The sequence below is a fragment of the Bradyrhizobium sacchari genome (assembly GCF_002068095.1).
Taxonomy (GTDB): Bacteria; Pseudomonadota; Alphaproteobacteria; order Rhizobiales; family Xanthobacteraceae; genus Bradyrhizobium; species Bradyrhizobium sacchari.
This window is the reverse complement of sequence record NZ_LWIG01000062.1, coordinates 54,435-70,625: the sequence shown is the minus strand read 5'-3', so window position 1 is coordinate 70,625 and position 16,191 is coordinate 54,435. Positions and strand designations below refer to the sequence as shown.

The window sequence follows — 16,191 nt, the reverse complement described above, 5'->3', positions numbered from 1 at the left end:
AAGAAAGCGCTTTATAAAGACCTACGGACTCCATCAGCGCCTCCCTGGAGGGAGGACCAGAACGAGCCGGATGAAAACAAAATGTCTTCCCACCTTGCAAAATCCGAACGGTGATGTATATTAGGAGTTGTTCGATTAGCCGCTGTGCCTTGTTGAATGCGCCCGCGGGCTCCTTTTCCAAAGACATCGACGAAGTTGAAGATGGCCGTGTGATTGTCACGCGGCACGCGCTTGCGCGCTTTGGAGAAGAAAATGACGACAGGTACTGTTAAGTGGTTCAATGGCCAAAAGGGCTTCGGTTTCATTCAGCCGAACGACGGCGGCAACGATGTGTTCGTTCATATCAGCGCTGTTGAACGAGCTGGCCTTTCCGGACTCGGAGAGGGTCAGAAGGTCGCTTTCGAGATCAAGACCGACAAGATGCGAGGCAAGGTCAGCGCTGAGAACCTGTCGCTGGCTTGATATCGTAGCGCCGTTTCACGGATGTACTGAGACGGCAGTGCGGCCCGCTCGATCACAGGGTTGAGCGGGCGTTGCGCGTTTCAATTTGGATGAGACATGACTGGCAAGAGGACGGGCGAGCCATCCCCTGATAGCGTCGCGCGCGCCAACCGGCAGCGTGTGGCCCGGGAGGAAGGCGCGCAAGCTCTGGCAGATGCGAACCGCCGGGCCGTCGAAGTCCGTCTGAACATGCAGCGGCTTCGCGCGTTGCGGGAAGCCAGGCTGTTGGAGGAAGCGAGTGCGCGGACAGCTCTGCCGCCACCAAAGAAGAAGCGCAGCAAAGGGAATGCTGGATAGGGCTGCCGCATTAAGCCTTTATCAGCACCGATAGAAGACAGGGCTTCGTCAAAAGGTGGAAGACGGCATATGCTGAACGATGTGCGGATCGCCCCCGAGGTCAACTCGCGTAACGGACAGTCTGTCACCTTTGTGCTGGCCATCGGCACGGTGCGGCAGATGTGCCGCCTTCAGACCAACTTCGCGTCGCAAAATCAGGCTTTCAACTATCTGCACAAGCACCGCAAGCGGTTCGAGCAACTAGCCCGCGAGCGGTTCGCGCTTGGCCAAATCGAAGACGGCTTGATCAAGCTGACGATGTTGTAGGCGAACGAGCAGCTCACCCGGCTTGGCGCGTTGCGAGCGCGTGCGATGCTCAACTGTCCTTCAGTGCGCCAGTCCGTCCGGTGAGGAACCGATGCAGGCGCCACCTGTTGTCCCTGACACGTACAGTGACGCCGACCGTCCCGCCTCCCACCAAAGCCTGCGGTGCAGATGAACGCGAAAATGAAGAGCCGTAGCAATCGCGACGCCTCAATGGTCTTTCGGCCGACACCTCTGCTGCGGGCGGCGATCGTCAAGTGGGCGAAGCGCCAAGCCGAGAGGCTCACCTTGTCGCAGGCGGTGTGTGAGCTGGTCGAAAGTGGCCTCAAGGTAAAAGGAGCGGACCCATCCGAAGACAGGCAAGAGCGGCGCGCACGCAAGATGGCCGGCGAGACGATTGACGATATGATCAATGCCAACCTGACCGCCGACGATAAAGCTGCAAGCAAGCGACACCTGCTTGACGGGCCTGAAGAGTTTAGCCGCGTTCGCGTCGACCGCCGGAAGGCAAGTCGATCTGCCGGCTGAGGCGATAAGCGAGCGTGAATGGCGGCTGTGCGTTGCCGCTCAATTTGGAGTTTGAGAGATGATGAAACAAAGAGAGTTCGCCCGTGATCGAGCCATTCGCGAGGCCAACAAAGCATTCAAAGCTCGTGAGCCGCTGACCCCAGCGACTGACTACGCAAAGGCGCAGCGGTCCTTCCAGGAAAATCGCGAGCGCTTAAAGGCGCAGCGACTGGCGCGCGAGGCCAATGCAGGGATGAACCGACCGTAACGAGCTGTTGGGGCGTTTGAACCGCAGACAGCGGTCCCCAACGTGCTTGCGGCACTGCAGGCGTTGGAACAGGAGGGCCTGCGTGCTCTGATGTGGGTGAGGTCGTAGGCCAAGCACGGGTCCCAAGTTCAACATATCCAGCACCGGGACCGCATACTTTGAGAGTTGGCTGGGCCAATCCAGCGCCCGATCCAGATCGCACAGATCAAATTCGCCAGATCGTCCGCAAGGACATCGAGGCATTAGCTCAAGCAACCCGGGCCTCTACGTCACACAATCGGGCCTCTTTCATTTCGGCCAACGTTGACTTCCGCTGCTTGCGCCATGGCGACATATTGCGCTGCCGCACGGAGTCTGTCGCTATAGGACCAATGCAGAAATTTCTTTATTCGCATCGCGCCGCCGGGTTTATGGGTACACGGCCTAGCTCGATCTGCTTTAGAAGCGCGGCCGGCGCATCGGTGCGCTGACGAAGCGCTGATGCCTGATCTCGCGCAGCAGCAACGTGCGTTTGGTTTGTGCGGCGTTGAGCAAGCCTTCGAACAGGACCAGGACCTCGCGCGCCTGGACGTAGACTTCGGTGGTGACGGCGTCTTGATCGAAGCCATAGGCGGCCAGCCGCGCCTCGATCTCGGTCGCAGCGATCGGGTCTGTGCGCCAGCTCAGGGCATTTTGCTGCGTGTAGTATTCGGCCTGGCGTTCGAAGTCGGGATCGATCCCGACCATGTCGATGTGCCGGAGCGCCGCTTCGATGGCCTTTTGGCGAGAGGTCTCGAGCAATCTGTGCCGCAACATGCGGTAACGCTGGATTTCCCAGGACAGTTCGGCCACATCGATGGCAAGCAGCCATTCGATGGCGGATCGGGGCGCGAGGTCCGCAAAGATGGCCTGTTGCAGCGCGTGGTAACGGTCGAGGTGTTCGCCGGGCAGCAGCAGGGGCGGCGGCGCCAAGACCGCAAACTCTGCCGGCAGCGCAGTGGGGGTCAGTGCGGTTTGGAAGGGCCGTTCATCGGGATTCGGCCTCCGCGCCCAGGTTGGCGAGGACGGCTGCGGCGCCGACCGCCGTGTCGGCCGGACCGTGGACCGGGCTCGCCGCCCACAGCTCCTGTGCGAGCGGCAGCGGCGCGATCTGCAGGTTCGCCCACCACGCCCGTTCGTTGCCGTGCCGATGCAGCTCCTCGTGATGGGCGCGGCACAGCGGCACCGTGAACTCATCGCTGACCTTGCGCCCGAGCGCCCGCGGCTGGGCGAATGTCAGATGATGGGCATCGCACGGCGTTTGCCGGCACACCAGGCAGGGCTGCTCCCGGACAAACAGCAGGTGCGCCTTGCTGCGCTTGCGGGGCGGCTCCTTGGGATGAGCGAGCCGGCCCTCGGCGAGCGCGGGCTGCAGCGCGGCCTCGGTCGGGAGCGGCGCTGCCGGCAGGGGTGGGACGCCACCCAAGTCGGCCGACTGCTCGGCCTGAGCACGGCTCGCGTCCTCAAGCTTGGCCTGATAGGCTGCCTCGACGCGCCGGGCGTCCGGCTCCTGCAGGCTGTTCTTGAGCGGGAGGCTCGCCCGGGCCCAACCCAGCAGATCGGTGTTGGCCGGCAGCGCTTCGAGCTGGCGCAAGAGCTGCTCCCGGAGTGCGGCGGACTCGCCCGGCCGCAGCAAGGGCGCACGGTTGAGTGCGTCCTTGCCGGGGGCGGCCTTGAGGTTGGGCGGTACGACGGGACCGGCGACCGTGTCCGGGGCGTCCAGGTCATCCTCGCCGGCAATCCCGACCAGCGCGAACAGGGCGTAGCGTCGGGCGTAGGTCAACGCCGCACCCATCCGATGCGGCGCCTCGATGTCCCGTGCGGCGCAGACCGGCCAGTCCGAGGAGATCCACTCGCCGGAGGAATGGGCGAGCAGGGTGGTGAGGTGGATGTGCCCGGTGGTTGGCTCGACCCGGGTCGTCTGGATGGTGGCGATCTCCTGCTGGCTCAAGGTCTTGCGCACGATGTCGAGGCCGCTCGCCAGCGAGGCGTAGCGAAAGGTGCGGTCGTCATCGCGCAGGAACGGCGAGCGGATCTGAGCGGTCAGGGTCTTTTCCGGGTTGGTCAGCTCGGCTTGCGCGCGGGCCAGCGCCGCCGCGATCGCGCCGATCTTCTCACTGGCCTGGTGCATGGACGGCCTCCATCTCAACCGGATCAAAACTGACGGCGCCGGCTTTGGAGCGTTTGGCGCGAATCCCGTGGCCAAACGCCTCCTTGGCATCCTCCGGCAGCAGCTTCTTGAGCTCGGCCTTGGCCAGTTCATGCTCGGCATGGGCGTCGCGGGTGCGCAGGTAGATCGCGGCGCATTCGGCCCAGAGATTGGACGCGGTCATGTCGACGACCTTGACGGCGGCGAGCCGCGGCCGTGGGGTCTCGATCCCAAACAGCAGCGGCGGCTCGCCGCTCTGCACGCAGCGCCAAAACTTCTTCTCTGCCGTGAGCAGCAGGTGCTGATAGACCGGGTCGGCGTGCAGGGTGATCTCGATCCATTTGCCGCCGCCGGTGATGATCGAGAGCACGGCCGCGCGCGCCGCGACCACCCACATGTTGTGCTGCAGCTGCGCCATGTGCTTCTCGGCCGCGGCCTCTTCGGTAAAGCCCCAGGGCAGCATGAATTTGGCCTCGAACACCGCGCCGGTCGGGGCGACGATGCCATCCAGCGTGGCCGCCATCCAGGAGTGAATGGGGTGCCGCACCCGCTTCTGGATGTCGGTGATCGCTTGCCCGGTGGCGGCCTGGTACCAGCTGCGGTTAAGCGCTTCGGTGGCGATGCCGAGCTGGACGATCAGGTTGCGGGACAAATCTTGCGGCGCGATCTCGCCGCGCTTTTCCCGCCACAGGCGAAGGAGCGCGTCCTGATCGTCGCCCATGATGATGCGCGCGTCCGAGCCGCCGACAAAGGCGCGCCGGTCATGGGGCATGAACGTGATGCTGGAATGGGGCGCCTCGGCGCCGTCGGTTACATTGGTGGTCACCGGTCTCTCCTTGGTTGGCACATGCGGCTTGCCGCCGCACCGCCAAAAGCCCCGCTGCTGCGAGGGGAAAGAGCGGGGCCAAGGGCCGAAAGGCCGGTCCAATGATTAACGCTCCTTTTGCGCGGGAATGCCAGTCGTTTCTGCAGCATTTTTGCGGTTCTTTTGGTGCGAAAACCCTTGATGTATCAGGAGGTTGGAGCGAGCTTTCGGGGTCGCAACCCGCCCCGGCCGAGGAGCTCGGAGATGACCTCAATTCGACAAATCGAAGCCAATCGCAGCAACGCCAAGCGCAGCACCGGGCCGAAAACGGCGGGTGGCAAGGCGAGGTCCAGCCGTAACGCGCTGCGCCATGGGCTGGCGCGCAGCGCTATTAGCGATGCTGCCGAGGCGGCGAATCTTGCCGTCGCGATTGCTTCGGGACTCGGGCCTCAGGTCGCGCCCGATGCGGCGATGGCGCTTGCGCGCTCCAAGCTCGCGCTGCTGCAAATCCGCAGCTTGCGGCAGGCGATGTTGGCCGCGCTTCTGACCGGCCCGCTGCCGGCAGATTTGAAAGGGCTTCCAGGGCTGGAGCGCTACGACCGGGCCGCTTTGGCGCAGCAGAAGCGGACGCTTCGCTTGCTAGGCTTGGCACGCGGGTGAGGCAAGGTCAGTGGCTTCGTTCTGGAAATTGGCCGCACCGGCCGATGGGTGCCGTAAAGCTCCTCAACCGCGCACCGAAGGTGTTGGGCTTAGCGCCTGGGCTGCTTCGGTGCCGAGCCCCGGGTCGACAGTAAGTCCCGGAACAGCTTCAGGGGATCGGCGCCCAGTGCCTGGGCAATCGATCCGCCGTTCGCCGTCCTCGTATTTGGCGATGAAGGATTGCGGCCGGCCAAGCTTCTTGGCCAAAGCATGCTGGCGGACGCCGGCCTTCTGTCGCGCTGCGACAAGAAGTTTGATCAGGCGGGCATGTTCCGCGGATCTCAGGGACTTTTGCATGACCGCCGGGCCAGAGAATCGGCGGCGGTGAATTTGATCCCGAACTTGGATTATCCCAAAACTGGATAAGTTCGACGGCCCGAGCTATCAGTGCTGGCAGCTACGGGGATGAAGGTTTCAGCGACGACGGTTCGGTACATCAAGCTCGGCGCTGGCGGCCGCTGGGAGAGCAGCCTCGACCGTGCTGAGCTGCACTTCGGGTACGGTTCGGTGAGCCACGAACTTGCCATGGAAGCCGACCGGGTGAAGATCATCGCGCATCTGATGCGTTGGGGCCGATCGCCACAGGCCGCTGCGCGCGACGCACAGGAGGTTGCCGACTTCTACGAATTGGACGAAAGGTGTCTTTGGGTCACGTTCGCGCGCGATCATCTGTGGTGGACGTTTGCGGAGCGAGAGGTCACCTGGGTCAAACCTGATCCAACGCGTCCAGGCGAACGCTTCAGGACAGCCATCGGCGGGTGGCGCAACACCGACATCAATGGGACACCGCTCAAAATAAACTCGCTCAGCACCAAGCTCACCAAGGTCGCAAGCTATCGTCGGACGATCTGCGCCGTGAAAGCGCAGGACTACCTGCTACGGCGGATCAATGGCATCGAGGAGCCGATCGTCGAAGGCGAGCCAAGCCCGAATCGCGCTGCTCGAGGTGACGATCGAGGCCCTGCAGCTGTTGCACTGGGCCGATTTCGAAACCCTTGTTGACATCATCTTTGCGCGCAGTGGCTGGAATCAGGTCTCCGTGCTCGGCGGCACCAAGAAGCTGGTTGACCTTGAGCTGGAGCATGCGGTGATCAACGAGCGGGCAGCAGTTCAGGCCAAGTCTTCCGCCAGCCAAAAGACCTTGGACGCCTATATCCGCCGGATGGACGCTACCGAGCAGTTCGACCGGTTCTTCTTCATTTGTCATTCGCCGAAGAGGGCGCTGACCCCCGACGACCGCGCCGACGTTCACGTCTGGACCGGTCGCGAGTTAGGTTCGACCATCATGCGGCTCGGGCTGCACGATTGGGTGATGGAGAGGCTCGCTTAGCAGCAACCATCACAGCCAACTGAATGTGTGATCGTAGCCATTGGTGTCATCGTAAGCAAGCGCCTGGCTGATGCTGTCGACTTGATCGTCGTGGCGGCTTTGCGGGAAGGTCAAAAGCTCCATCTCGAGCTCGGCCAGGAACGGCGCGTTCCTGGGCAACCAGACTCGGCCGGCGGCGAATTTGCCCTGCTGGACGTAGAGGCGGCCGACCTTGTCGTGGTCCACCTTAATGGGATTGACGAAGCAATCGCCCTTCGCGCCGAGCTCCTGGGCCAGCGCGATTCCGGTGGAGGCTTCTTCGATCAGGATCTCGTGCGGTTTGAAGCGCTTGGCGAGCTCGAGCGCGGTGTCGCGCAGCGTCGGATATTCAAACCGTCCGCGCACAAGATCGAGCAGGTAGTAATTCCCATCGACGACCAGCCACGTCGTGCAGACCGACCAGTCATTTTGGGCGCCGTTCTTGGCGGCGGTATCCCAACTCTGGATTATGCGGCAGCCCAGCACCTCCCTTGAGGGGACCTGGTCGTAATATCGCAGCCAGTCTCGCTTGATCATGGCGCCGCCGGCCGGAACCGGCGCCTGCTGGTACTGCGCGGCGAATACGTCGGGCCCGAGCGTTTGGCGCAGCTTGCGCAGCGTCTCGATCGACTCATGAGACGGATGCAGCGGGTCCCCGGCCTTCCTGAGGTGAAATTGATCCGGGCCGATCCGGATCGCGGCGTCGGTCTCGGCGATCGCGGGCAGGCTGAGCACCTTCCAGTCATCGGATGAGCTGGCCAAAAAACCGGACAGATCGTCCAGATGAACGCGCTGCATCACCACGATCACCGCGCTGGTCTGCTTGTTGTCGAGCCGCGACATCAGCGTATTGGTGACCCACTGGTTGATACCGGTTCTGCGCGCCTCCGACTGCGCATCAATTGGCTTTTGCGGATCATCAATCAGGATTAGATCGCCGCCGAGCCCTGTCAGCGTCCCGGAGACCGATGTCGTCCGGCGCGAACCGCGCCGGGTGGTGACCAGCTCGGTTTCGGTGCTGCGTGCGATGCGCATGTTGGGAAACGCGCGCCGGTACCATTCGGCATGCACGATGGACCGGAAGTCGCTGGCGTGTTTGGCCGAGAGGTCATCGCCATAGCTGAGGGAAATGATGCGGCGGCCTGGCGCGTGCCCGAGCAAAAACGCCGAGAATGCCACCGATACCGTGATCGATTTGAGGTAACGCGGCGGCATGTTGATGATCAAGCGGGTGATCTCGCCGCGGCGCACCCGCTCGAGCTGATAGGCAATCGCCTGGATGTGCCAATTGGGCAGGAATTGCGCGCCAGGATTGAGGTGAAGAAAGCAGCGGTAGACAAAGCTGACGAAGTCAGCGCGCAAGATGGCGCTCAACAATGCGAAGTCGTGGGCAGTCATTTGGAGTCTCCTTGCTTTTTGAATTGCTCGTAGAGCTGTGCGTTATAAAAATCCAAGACCTTCCGATCGTCGATGTCGAGCTGCGGCGCTGCAGGCTGTTCGCTAGACTCGACCTGCTGCTTGCGGTTGAGAAGGAAGGCGGCCGCTTTGTCCTTGCCTTTCAGCGCATCGTCGGCAGCTTTGGTCAGGATGCCTTCGAGCACGGTGATCTTCCGCATCTTGCCGTTGTCACGGATGGGAATTTTTCGGTCGAGAATCTCGTTGATGAGGGTCGCCTCGTTTTTGGATCCCTTGGGTCGGCCGTTCTTGTTGCCGGATTGCCCCGGCTTGAACTGATGCTCGCGAGGGGGACGGCCGTAACCAACACCTTCGCCTCGATTTCCTTCGGCCGTACCCGGGCCTGATTGCTTGCGCCGGTTCATGTGCTGCTCTCCGGTCCGGAACGCGCAGCGGTGACCTCGTCGAAGGTCTGGCCGGTGGCGACCAAGATGGCATCGCGCTTGGTGACGTCCTGCCAGCGGCGGATCGCGACGTCGACGTAGAGCGGATCGATCTCCAGGCCATAAGCGCGGCGGCCGACGTGCTCCGCGGCCAGCAGGGTGGTGCCCGATCCCAGGAAGGGATCGAGAACGAGATCGCCCCGCCGTGTGCAGTCCTTGATTGCATCCGCAATCAAGGCGACCGGTTTCACCGTGGGATGCACCGTGAGATCATCGAGGCGATCCTGGCGGAAGGTATTGACGCCGGCATAGGTCCAGACGTTGGAGCGGTTGCGGCCGTGGCGGCCCAGCTCAACATTGTTGAGATGTGGCCCATCCCCGTTTTTGTAGACGAAGATCAGTTCGTGCTGGGAACGGTAAAAGCTGCCTTGGCCGCCATTGGTTTTGTTCCAGACCACCAGGTTCTGCAGCGGACCGAAGACGGCGTGACCTGCGTTGTGCATTTCGCCAATATGGCGCCAATCGACGAACGCGAAGTGCAGTGACCCGTCGTGCGAGAATTGGGCGGCCAGGCGCATCCAGCGCGTGAGAAAATCGGTAAACTCGACCGGCGACATCTCCCCGGATGCAACCGCAAATTCGCGGTGCTTGATCTTGCCGCGGCCGAGCGTTTTGGAAATTTGCACATTGTAGGGCCCATCGGCGATCAGCATGCGGGCCCGATCGGACCCCATCAGCCTTGCCCAATCGTTATGGTCGCAGGCATCGCCACACAGCACGCGATGCGCGCCAAGCTGCCACAGCTCGCCCCTGTGGCTGATGGGCTGCTCTCCGAGCGTGCAGGACGCGTCAGCTGAATCGTGCTCGGAGTTGCCGAAATCGAGCATAAGCCCGTCGATTTCGGCCGGCTCGAACCCGGTGATGTCGATGCTGAGATCGCAGTCGGGCAAGAGCGAGGCGAGCTCACCGAGTTCTTCGGCGAGCAGCTTGCGATCCCAGCCTGCGTTCGCCGGAATCTTGTTGTCGGCGAGCGCCAGTGCGCGCTTTTCGGCGTCGCTAAGGCCGCGCATCATCAAGACGGGGACCTCCTTCAGCCCAAGCTGCTTGGCCGCCTCCCAGCGGGCATGGCCGCAGATGATCCGATCCTCGTCCGCCAAAATCGGATAGGTCCAGCCGAACTGCAGGATCGAGTTTGCGACTTGCTTGATTTGCTTCTTGGCGTGCGTTCGCGCGTTCTTATGCGCGGGCTTGAGGGATAGGGTCGGCAGCAGCCGTATTTCACCCCAATCAAGCTGATTTGGCAGGGCGCGAGGGTCAGTCGAGGCGGTTAATGCTTGTTTGGAGGGGCGAGGCTTGCTCTTGGCAGGCCGGAGTTTGTGGACGGCCTCCATCGTGGCGCGGTCCAGGGTCATCGGGAGCTCCATTCCTGTTGATGAAGCCCCTGTATTCAGCATCTTCACAACTCGCGCATCAGCCACGGCGCTAGTCGAATTGTGGCAACAATGCGCTTCAACCTGCTGCAACCGACTGAAGGCGCCGGGTTCGAGGCCTCCACATCCCGAACTTGCGCAGTGTCTCGTCCACCTTTTGCCTGGAAAGGCGTTTCAGCGTAGGCTCTCGCTTGGCAATGTACCGCAGGATCTCCTTCACCGGCGGAGCCGTCCCCCTAAGGGGCAGATTGCGGCAATCGAACGCTTTGACGGGCCGATCAAAGGGGATCGAGTACGTGTAGCACTCCTGCTCAGCCCCCTTCATCTCGATGGTGCGACGCAGAATTACCCAGTCGAGCTCGGTGAGGTTGTAGGGCAGCAATACGGGGATGACATCGACGGCGCGAAGCCGCGTGCCATCGACAAGCTCGACATTGCCATTGCCATGGACGGTCGCTCCGCCGAATTGAAAGATGTCGAACTCTTCGAGGTCCTCGCGGCTGTGACTTCGGGCTCGGATTTTCTTGCAGGTGGGGAGCGTGACGATGAAAGATGTCTCCGCCGCCGCGTTCTCGGCACAAACGGCGACCAAGCCGACGATATCTTGTGAGGGAAGTCGCAAGCCACCGATCCGGATTTTTACGGTGTGGCCTCCGTCGAAAGCAGCGTGCTGGTGCAGAAGATCCACGGCATCGGCAATCGAGCGTCGGTTATCGCGTTCTTCCGGTTGTAGCGATTCGCAATGGGGCATGTTGTCCCTTTCGATGCTAATAGGGCCCCCAAGATCAAACGTGAGGCTCAGCCGTTTAACGTTCAATCCGTAGCGCTACGGTCCTCGTTACGATCACTCGCGCCGAGCCGGCAAACGTGATCCCGATCGTGGGTAGCCAAAACACGTCCACATCGGTTACCTGACGCCATTGGCGGTGCGGGGTAACTAGACTATCGAGATAGGCCGCCATGGAGGGCTTGGAGTCAGCCATTGGAAAGCGGAGCCGACTCGAGCATCCTTCTGAGCTGCTCAAATCCCGGTGTCCGCGATGGGTGTGAAAGCTTCTCCGCGCTTTGCGCTCCCTGTTCGAGAGCACCGCCTTCCCTGATCGGCTCCGAACATTTCCCTGATACCGTTTTGACGCTTCAGTGCCCAACTGCCGTGTTTTCAAGGCACTTGCTGGCGCGCTTCAACGCCGCGCGCGCCTCGGCCGCCGAGTTTTCCCTGCAGAATTCCCTGTTAGCAGGGAATTGGAGGTTGGCGGCTTTATGCTTTACCGCTCGTCAGCGATCACCTTGCCGTCGTTCGGCAGCGCGCCGGGGCCCACCAGTTCGACACTTCCGCCGAGCTTTGTCACCGCCCGCAAGGTGCCGGCGATCTCCTCGCGCAGCGCATCGCTTGCGGCCGTCGTTTCCGCCTTCAGCGTCATCGCGTCGGTTTCACCCTGGCGGGTAACGACGAGACGCAAGCGGCCGAGCGCGGGATGACGCTTGCCGATCTCAGCGACCTGCTCGGGACGGACGAACATGCCCTTGACCTTCGTGGTCTGGTCGGCGCGGCCCATCCAGCCCTTGATACGCATGTTGGTGCGGCCGCAGGGGCTGGCGCCCGGCAGCGCGGCAGTGAGATCGCCGAGCGCAAGCCGGATCCAGGGATGGTGCGCGTCGAGCGAGGTGACGACGATCTCGCCGACATCGCCCGGCGCCACGGGATCGCCGGTGCCGGGCTTGACGATCTCCATGATCAGGTTCTCGTTCACGACCATGCCTTCACGGGCTTCGGTCTCGAACGCGATGAGGCCGAGATCGGCAGTGCCGAAGGCCTGGTAGGCGTCGATGCCGCGCGCCTTGATCTCGGCCTGGAGTGAGGGCGGGAAGGCCGCGCCCGAGACCAGTGCGCGCTTGATCGATGAGACGTCGCGGCCCGCGGTCGCCGCTGCGTCGAGCAGGATCTTCAGGAAGTCGGGCGTACCGCTGTAGCCGACCGGCCGGTAGGCTTCGATCAACTCGAATTGCTGCTCGGTATTGCCGGGACCCGNNNCCCGCCGGGATCACCGCACAACCGAGCGCACGCGCCGACGCGTCGAAGATGAAGCCGCCGGGCGTGAGGTGGTAGCTGAAGGTGTTGAGCACGATGTCGCCCTCGCGGAACCCGGCCGCGAACAGCGCCCGGGCGCCGCGCCACGGATCGGCTTGTCGTCCCTCCGGTTCGAAGATCGGTCCCGGGGAGGTGAAGAGCCGCGCAAACGAGCCGGGTGCCGCCGCCACGAAGCCGCCGAAGGGCGCGGAGGCCTTGTGCAGGGCCGGCAGTTCCGACTTGCGCAGCACCGGCAGGCCCGCCAGCGCCGTGCGTGTGGTTACCGTGTCGGGATCCACGCTCTTGAGCCGCTCGGCATAGGCGGGCGCCGTCATCGCGCTGCGCAGCACGCCGGGCAGGCGCGAAAACAGCTCGGCCTCGCGCGCAGCTTGCTCGCGCGTCTCGAGGGCGTCGTAATGGGCGGTCATGGCTGATCCTTCCGGGTTGGCATCCGTTGCACGCCGCCGCTGGCATAGGTATCAGACGGCCATTGTCGGGATGTGGAGAAGGCGAGATGGCGGGGGAACGGATCGTCGGGGCGGAGGAGACGGCCGGCGTCGTCGCGCGCCTGAAGCACCGCATGATCGAGGATGCGATGCCGCTGTGGTCGACGGTCGGCTGGGATCATGCCACAGGCGGTTTCATCGACCGGCTGCACCGCGACGGCACGGCGGATGCCGCCGCGCCGCGGCGGGTGTTCGTGCAGGCGCGGCAGATCTACTGCTACGCCAAGGCGGCGCAGATGGGCTGGTATCCCGCGGGCCGTGCCATCGCGCTGAAGGGGCTGGAGCACCTGTTGGCGAAGGCCAAATCGCCCGACGGCAAACCCGGCTATGTGCACCGCCTGACGCCGGAGGGCGCGGTGCTGGATGGCCGGCGCGATGCCTATGACCACGCCTTCATCCTGTTTGCGCTCGCGACCGTCTACGCGCTCGACAGGGATGCGCAGGTTCGGGCCGAGATCGACGCGCTGCTCGCCTTCCTCGACGGCCACCTGCGCTCGCCGCATGGCGGCGTCCACGAAGGCCTGCCGGTCTCGCTGCCGCGCCGGCAGAACCCTCACATGCATTTGTTCGAGGCGATGATCGCATGCTTCGACGCGTCCCACGATCTGTCGTTCCAGAACCGCGCCGGCGAGTTCTTCGCGCTGTTCCTCGCCAACCTCTACGACAGGCAGAAGCACGTGTTGTCGGAGTATTTCGAGGAGGACTGGTCCAAGATCGAGCCGGTCAGCGTCGAGCCGGGCCACCAGGCGGAATGGGTCTGGCTGCTGAAGGGATTTGAGCGCATCACGGGTTGTCCGACCGGGCAGCGGCGCAGCGAGCTGCTGGCGACCGCGCTGCGCTATCGCGACGAGACGACGGGCTGCCTGATCGACGAGGGCGATGCGAGCGGCAAGATCCGTCGCAGCACGCGCCGGCTGTGGCCGCAGACGGAGATCGCAAAAGCGTGGATCGCGCAGGCCGAGTCCGGCGAGGCGGGCGCGGCGGAGGAGGCGCGCGCGGCGCTGGTGCGGCTCGAACGGCATTATCTCAGCCATCCCGTCAAGGGCGGCTGGTACGACCAGTTTGACAGCGGCGGCAAATCGCTGGTCGAGACCATTCCTGCGTCGTCGTTCTATCATGTTCTCTGCGCAGTCACGGAAGCGGAGCAGGTGCTGAGTTGAATCTCACAGCCAGCGCTTGCGCCGCTTGAAGCTCTTGAGGTTCTTGAAGCTCTTGCGCTGGTCGCCGGCGCCGCCGAGGTAGAATTCCTTGACGTCCTCGTTGTCGCGCAATTCGTCCGCGGTGCCGTCGAGCACGACCTTGCCCTGCTCCATGATGTAGCCGTGGCTCGCCACCGACAGCGCGGCACGCGCGTTCTGCTCGACCAGGAGGATGGTGACGCCGAGATCGCGGTTGATCTTCTGGATGATGGAAAACACTTCCTTCACCAGCAGCGGTGACAGGCCCATCGACGGCTCGTCCATCAGGATCATCTTCGGGCGCGCCATCAGCGCGCGGCCGATCGCGAGCATCTGCTGTTCGCCGCCGGAGAGATAGCCGGCAAGGCCGGTGCGCTCCTTCAGGCGCGGGAAATAGTTGAAGACCATGTCGAGGTCGGCATCGACCTCGCGGTCCCTGCGGGTGAAGGCGCCGAGCTTGAGGTTCTCCAGCGAGGTCATGTCGGCGACGATGCGGCGGCCCTCCATCACCTGGAAGATGCCGCGGCGGACGATCTTGTCGGGGTCGATGCCGTTGATGCGTTGGCCCTCGAACAGGATCTCACCGCGCGTGACCTCGCCATCCTCGGTCTTGAGCAGTCCCGAGATCGCCTTCAGCGTCGTCGACTTGCCGGCGCCGTTGGCCCCCAGCAATGCCACGATCGCGCCCTTGGGCACGTCGAGGCTGAGGCCGCGCAGCACCAGGATCACGTCGTCATAGACGACCTCGATGTTGCGCACCCCGAGGAGGGGTGGCGCGGGGACGATGCTGGGTGAGGGACGAACGGCTTCTGCGGTTTCGGTCATGCTTCAAAACTCTCCGCTTGTCGTCGCCCGGCTTGACCGGGCGACCCAGTATTCCAGAGACGCCTGAGATTCACGGAGAAGCCGCGGCGTACTGGATCCCCCGCTCCAGTGCGCAATGCGCGCGAGGCGGGGGATGACAATTGTGGGTGGCGAAACGGCGTGGCTCACCACCCCAGCAGTTCCGGCTTGCGCGGAAGCTCGACGGTCTTCACCTTCTCGAGCTTGATTGTGCCCTTCGCCATGAGGTCGTTGAGGTCGCCGTCGGTCGCGCCCGACACCTTGGTGCGGTAGAGATCGACCTTCAGCGTGCCGCGGTGGTCCTTGTCGGTCCAGGTCGAGGGATTGCATACGCCCTCCATGCCGGCAGGGACCCAGTCCTTCTTCTGGTAGAAGCCCTTGGCGACATTCTCACCGGTGGCGCCGCCGTTCTTGACGGCCCAGTCGAGTGCTTCCTTCATGTACAGGGCCGAGCAGACGGCCGCGATGTAGTGCACCGGGCGGTAGACCTTGCCGGTCGGGTCGGACATCTTGGAGATTTCCATCACCGTCTTCATGCCGGGCGCATCACCGCCCCAGCTCACCGCGGTGCGCAAGGGGAAGATCACGCCATTGGCGGAATCTCCGGCCGTCTTGGCGGCGTTCTCGTCCATGCCCCAGACATTGCCGAGGAACTGGATCTCGACGCCGGCGGTCTTGCAGGCCTTCATCACCGAGATGTTCGAGGCCGCGGTGTTGCCGAGATAGGCGTAGTTGGCGCCCGAGGATTTCAGGCTCAGGCACTGCGCGCTGTAGTCACCCGGCGTCAGCGCGAACACCAGCGGCGGCAGTACCTCGAAGCCGAGCTCCTGCGCCATGGCTTCGCCCGCGGCCTTCGGTGCGTTCGGATAGGGGTGGTTGGCGCCCATGTGGACGAATTTCGGCTTGCCACTCTTGCCCTTGGCCTTCCAGTCCTCGGCCGCCCACATCAGCATCGCGCGCAGCGAGTCCGAATAGCTCGGGCCGTAGAAGAAATTGTAGGGCGCGGGCTTGGCCTTGCCGCTGGTGCCTTCGGGATCGGTCAGCGCGGCGGCATAGGAGCCGGAGAGATCGGGGATCTTGTCCTGGGCGAGGAAGCCGGTCAGAGCTTCGGTGTCGGCCGTGCCCCAGCCCATGATCGCCGCCACCTTGCTGTCCGGCGCCGACCACTTCTTGTACAGCGCGATCGCGCGCGGCACCTGGTAGCCGTAGTCGTTGGTGTCGACATTGAGCTGCTTGCCGCCGACGCCGCCGTTCTTGTTGACCCAGGCGAAGGTGTCGGCGACGGCCTGGCCATAGGGCGTGCCGACGTCGGAGGTACCGCCGGAATAATCGGCGAGATGCCCGATCGCGATCTGCGCCTGCGCGCTCGCCGAGAATGCGGCGATCACGATCGCGAGCGACGCGGTGCTCAAAAGGGATTTTGCCTTCATGGG

18 protein-coding genes and 1 pseudogene are annotated in these 16,191 nt (G+C 63.4%); 8 read left to right on the top strand and 11 right to left on the bottom strand.

The window, feature by feature from the left end; translation table 11 throughout:
* Positions 1-252: 252 nt before the first annotated feature.
* The 4 genes from A5906_RS37310 to A5906_RS37290 all read left to right on the top strand — a co-directional run bounded on the left by A5906_RS37310 (position 253) and on the right by A5906_RS37290 (position 1,876).
* Positions 253-462, top strand: coding sequence for a cold-shock protein (locus A5906_RS37310; RefSeq protein ID WP_080140125.1), 210 nt, complete (start codon positions 253-255; stop codon positions 460-462).
* 405 nt (positions 463-867) lie between these two features.
* Positions 868-1,104 carry a hypothetical protein gene (locus tag A5906_RS37300; protein ID WP_080140092.1) on the top strand — a complete coding sequence of 79 codons (237 nt, stop codon included), beginning with the start codon at positions 868-870 and terminating at the stop codon, positions 1,102-1,104.
* 180 nt (positions 1,105-1,284) lie between these two features.
* Positions 1,285-1,629, top strand: a complete 345-nt coding sequence (locus tag A5906_RS37295) for a hypothetical protein (RefSeq protein WP_136615762.1) — start codon at positions 1,285-1,287, stop codon at positions 1,627-1,629.
* Positions 1,630-1,687: 58 nt separating this feature from the next.
* Entirely contained in the window at positions 1,688-1,876 is a 189-nt protein-coding gene (locus A5906_RS37290) for a hypothetical protein (protein WP_080140090.1), read from the top strand.
* 438 nt (positions 1,877-2,314) lie between these two features.
* On the opposite strand, the gene A5906_RS37285 is transcribed toward A5906_RS37290, so the two are convergent.
* The 3 genes from A5906_RS37285 to A5906_RS37275 are packed head-to-tail and all read right to left on the bottom strand — an operon-like array spanning position 2,315 to position 4,815.
* Positions 2,315-2,827 (bottom strand): hypothetical protein, encoded by a 513-nt coding sequence (locus tag A5906_RS37285; RefSeq protein ID WP_245327114.1) that lies wholly within the window; start codon positions 2,825-2,827, stop codon positions 2,315-2,317.
* A gap of 55 nt (positions 2,828-2,882) precedes the next feature.
* The gene (locus A5906_RS37280) at positions 2,883-4,025 is read right to left on the bottom strand and encodes an ERF family protein (RefSeq protein ID WP_080140089.1); all 1,143 of its coding nucleotides are present in this window, start codon (positions 4,023-4,025) and stop codon (positions 2,883-2,885) included.
* Positions 4,009-4,815 (bottom strand): YqaJ viral recombinase family protein, encoded by an 807-nt coding sequence (locus A5906_RS37275; protein ID WP_136615768.1) that lies wholly within the window; start codon positions 4,813-4,815, stop codon positions 4,009-4,011. Before A5906_RS37275 ends, A5906_RS37280 begins: the two co-directional genes overlap by 17 nt.
* 297 nt (positions 4,816-5,112) lie before the next feature.
* On the opposite strand from A5906_RS37275, the gene A5906_RS37270 reads away from it, so the two are divergent.
* The 3 genes from A5906_RS37270 to A5906_RS37255 all read left to right on the top strand — a co-directional run bounded on the left by A5906_RS37270 (position 5,113) and on the right by A5906_RS37255 (position 6,877).
* The gene (locus tag A5906_RS37270; protein WP_080140122.1) at positions 5,113-5,508 is read left to right on the top strand and encodes a hypothetical protein; all 396 of its coding nucleotides are present in this window, start codon (positions 5,113-5,115) and stop codon (positions 5,506-5,508) included.
* Positions 5,509-5,952: 444 nt separating this feature from the next.
* Positions 5,953-6,549, top strand: coding sequence for a hypothetical protein (locus A5906_RS37260; protein WP_080140088.1), 597 nt, complete (start codon positions 5,953-5,955; stop codon positions 6,547-6,549).
* On the top strand, positions 6,494-6,877 hold the full coding sequence (locus tag A5906_RS37255; RefSeq protein WP_080140087.1) for a restriction endonuclease: 384 nt from the start codon (positions 6,494-6,496) through the stop codon (positions 6,875-6,877). Before A5906_RS37260 ends, A5906_RS37255 begins: the two co-directional genes overlap by 56 nt.
* Before the next feature lie 9 nt (positions 6,878-6,886).
* Here the strand turns inward: A5906_RS37255 and terL are convergent, their stop codons facing one another.
* The 6 genes and pseudogenes from terL to A5906_RS45720 all read right to left on the bottom strand — a co-directional run.
* Entirely contained in the window at positions 6,887-8,122 is a 1,236-nt protein-coding gene (terL, locus tag A5906_RS37250; protein ID WP_245327113.1) for a phage terminase large subunit, read from the bottom strand.
* 167 nt (positions 8,123-8,289) lie between these two features.
* Positions 8,290-8,715 carry a DUF5681 domain-containing protein gene (locus tag A5906_RS37245; protein WP_080140085.1) on the bottom strand — a complete coding sequence of 142 codons (426 nt, stop codon included), beginning with the start codon at positions 8,713-8,715 and terminating at the stop codon, positions 8,290-8,292.
* Complete coding sequence (locus A5906_RS37240; RefSeq protein WP_245327112.1) at positions 8,712-10,145, bottom strand: site-specific DNA-methyltransferase; 1,434 nt, start codon at positions 10,143-10,145, stop codon at positions 8,712-8,714. The genes A5906_RS37245 and A5906_RS37240 overlap by 4 nt, the downstream gene beginning before the upstream one ends.
* A gap of 97 nt (positions 10,146-10,242) precedes the next feature.
* Entirely contained in the window at positions 10,243-10,914 is a 672-nt protein-coding gene (locus tag A5906_RS37235) for a hypothetical protein (protein ID WP_136615760.1), read from the bottom strand.
* Positions 10,915-11,428: 514 nt separating this feature from the next.
* Positions 11,429-12,192: pseudogene (locus A5906_RS45725) on the bottom strand (phenylacetate--CoA ligase family protein); the annotation flags it as partial.
* 3 nt (positions 12,193-12,195) lie between these two features.
* A partial coding sequence (locus A5906_RS45720) for a phenylacetate--CoA ligase family protein (protein ID WP_430642447.1) occupies positions 12,196-12,659 on the bottom strand: 464 nt, incomplete at its 3' end.
* 86 nt (positions 12,660-12,745) lie between these two features.
* Between A5906_RS45720 and A5906_RS37225 the strand changes: the two genes are divergently transcribed.
* Positions 12,746-13,897: an AGE family epimerase/isomerase gene (locus A5906_RS37225; RefSeq protein WP_080140083.1), complete on the top strand. Its 1,152-nt coding sequence runs from the start codon at positions 12,746-12,748 to the stop codon at positions 13,895-13,897.
* A gap of 3 nt (positions 13,898-13,900) precedes the next feature.
* Here the strand turns inward: A5906_RS37225 and A5906_RS37220 are convergent, their stop codons facing one another.
* Both A5906_RS37220 and A5906_RS37215 read right to left on the bottom strand, forming a co-directional pair.
* Positions 13,901-14,740, bottom strand: a complete 840-nt coding sequence (locus tag A5906_RS37220; protein ID WP_080140082.1) for an ABC transporter ATP-binding protein — start codon at positions 14,738-14,740, stop codon at positions 13,901-13,903.
* 164 nt (positions 14,741-14,904) lie between these two features.
* Positions 14,905-16,188: an ABC transporter substrate-binding protein gene (locus tag A5906_RS37215; protein ID WP_080140081.1), complete on the bottom strand. Its 1,284-nt coding sequence runs from the start codon at positions 16,186-16,188 to the stop codon at positions 14,905-14,907.
* Between the last annotated feature and the right edge of the window lie 3 nt (positions 16,189-16,191).

What these genes read in the sequence shown, in the direction of transcription:
- A5906_RS37275 (WP_136615768.1), bottom strand. Translation starts at nt 4,815, where the DNA reads ATGCCCCATGACCGGCGCGCCTTTGTCGGCGGCTCGGACGCGCGCATC.
- A5906_RS37245 (WP_080140085.1), bottom strand. Translation starts at nt 8,715, where the DNA reads ATGAACCGGCGCAAGCAATCAGGCCCGGGTACGGCCGAAGGAAATCGA.
- A5906_RS37235 (WP_136615760.1), bottom strand. Translation starts at nt 10,914, where the DNA reads ATGCCCCATTGCGAATCGCTACAACCGGAAGAACGCGATAACCGACGC.
- A5906_RS37215 (WP_080140081.1), bottom strand. Translation starts at nt 16,188, where the DNA reads ATGAAGGCAAAATCCCTTTTGAGCACCGCGTCGCTCGCGATCGTGATC.
- A5906_RS37240 (WP_245327112.1), bottom strand. Translation starts at nt 10,145, where the DNA reads ATGACCCTGGACCGCGCCACGATGGAGGCCGTCCACAAACTCCGGCCT.
- A5906_RS37290 (WP_080140090.1), top strand. Translation starts at nt 1,688, where the DNA reads ATGATGAAACAAAGAGAGTTCGCCCGTGATCGAGCCATTCGCGAGGCC.
- A5906_RS37220 (WP_080140082.1), bottom strand. Translation starts at nt 14,740, where the DNA reads ATGACCGAAACCGCAGAAGCCGTTCGTCCCTCACCCAGCATCGTCCCC.
- A5906_RS37260 (WP_080140088.1), top strand. Translation starts at nt 5,953, where the DNA reads ATGAAGGTTTCAGCGACGACGGTTCGGTACATCAAGCTCGGCGCTGGC.
- A5906_RS37310 (WP_080140125.1), top strand. Translation starts at nt 253, where the DNA reads ATGACGACAGGTACTGTTAAGTGGTTCAATGGCCAAAAGGGCTTCGGT.
- A5906_RS37225 (WP_080140083.1), top strand. Translation starts at nt 12,746, where the DNA reads ATGGCGGGGGAACGGATCGTCGGGGCGGAGGAGACGGCCGGCGTCGTC.
- A5906_RS37270 (WP_080140122.1), top strand. Translation starts at nt 5,113, where the DNA reads ATGACCTCAATTCGACAAATCGAAGCCAATCGCAGCAACGCCAAGCGC.
- A5906_RS37280 (WP_080140089.1), bottom strand. Translation starts at nt 4,025, where the DNA reads ATGCACCAGGCCAGTGAGAAGATCGGCGCGATCGCGGCGGCGCTGGCC.
- A5906_RS37295 (WP_136615762.1), top strand. Translation starts at nt 1,285, where the DNA reads ATGAAGAGCCGTAGCAATCGCGACGCCTCAATGGTCTTTCGGCCGACA.
- A5906_RS37300 (WP_080140092.1), top strand. Translation starts at nt 868, where the DNA reads ATGCTGAACGATGTGCGGATCGCCCCCGAGGTCAACTCGCGTAACGGA.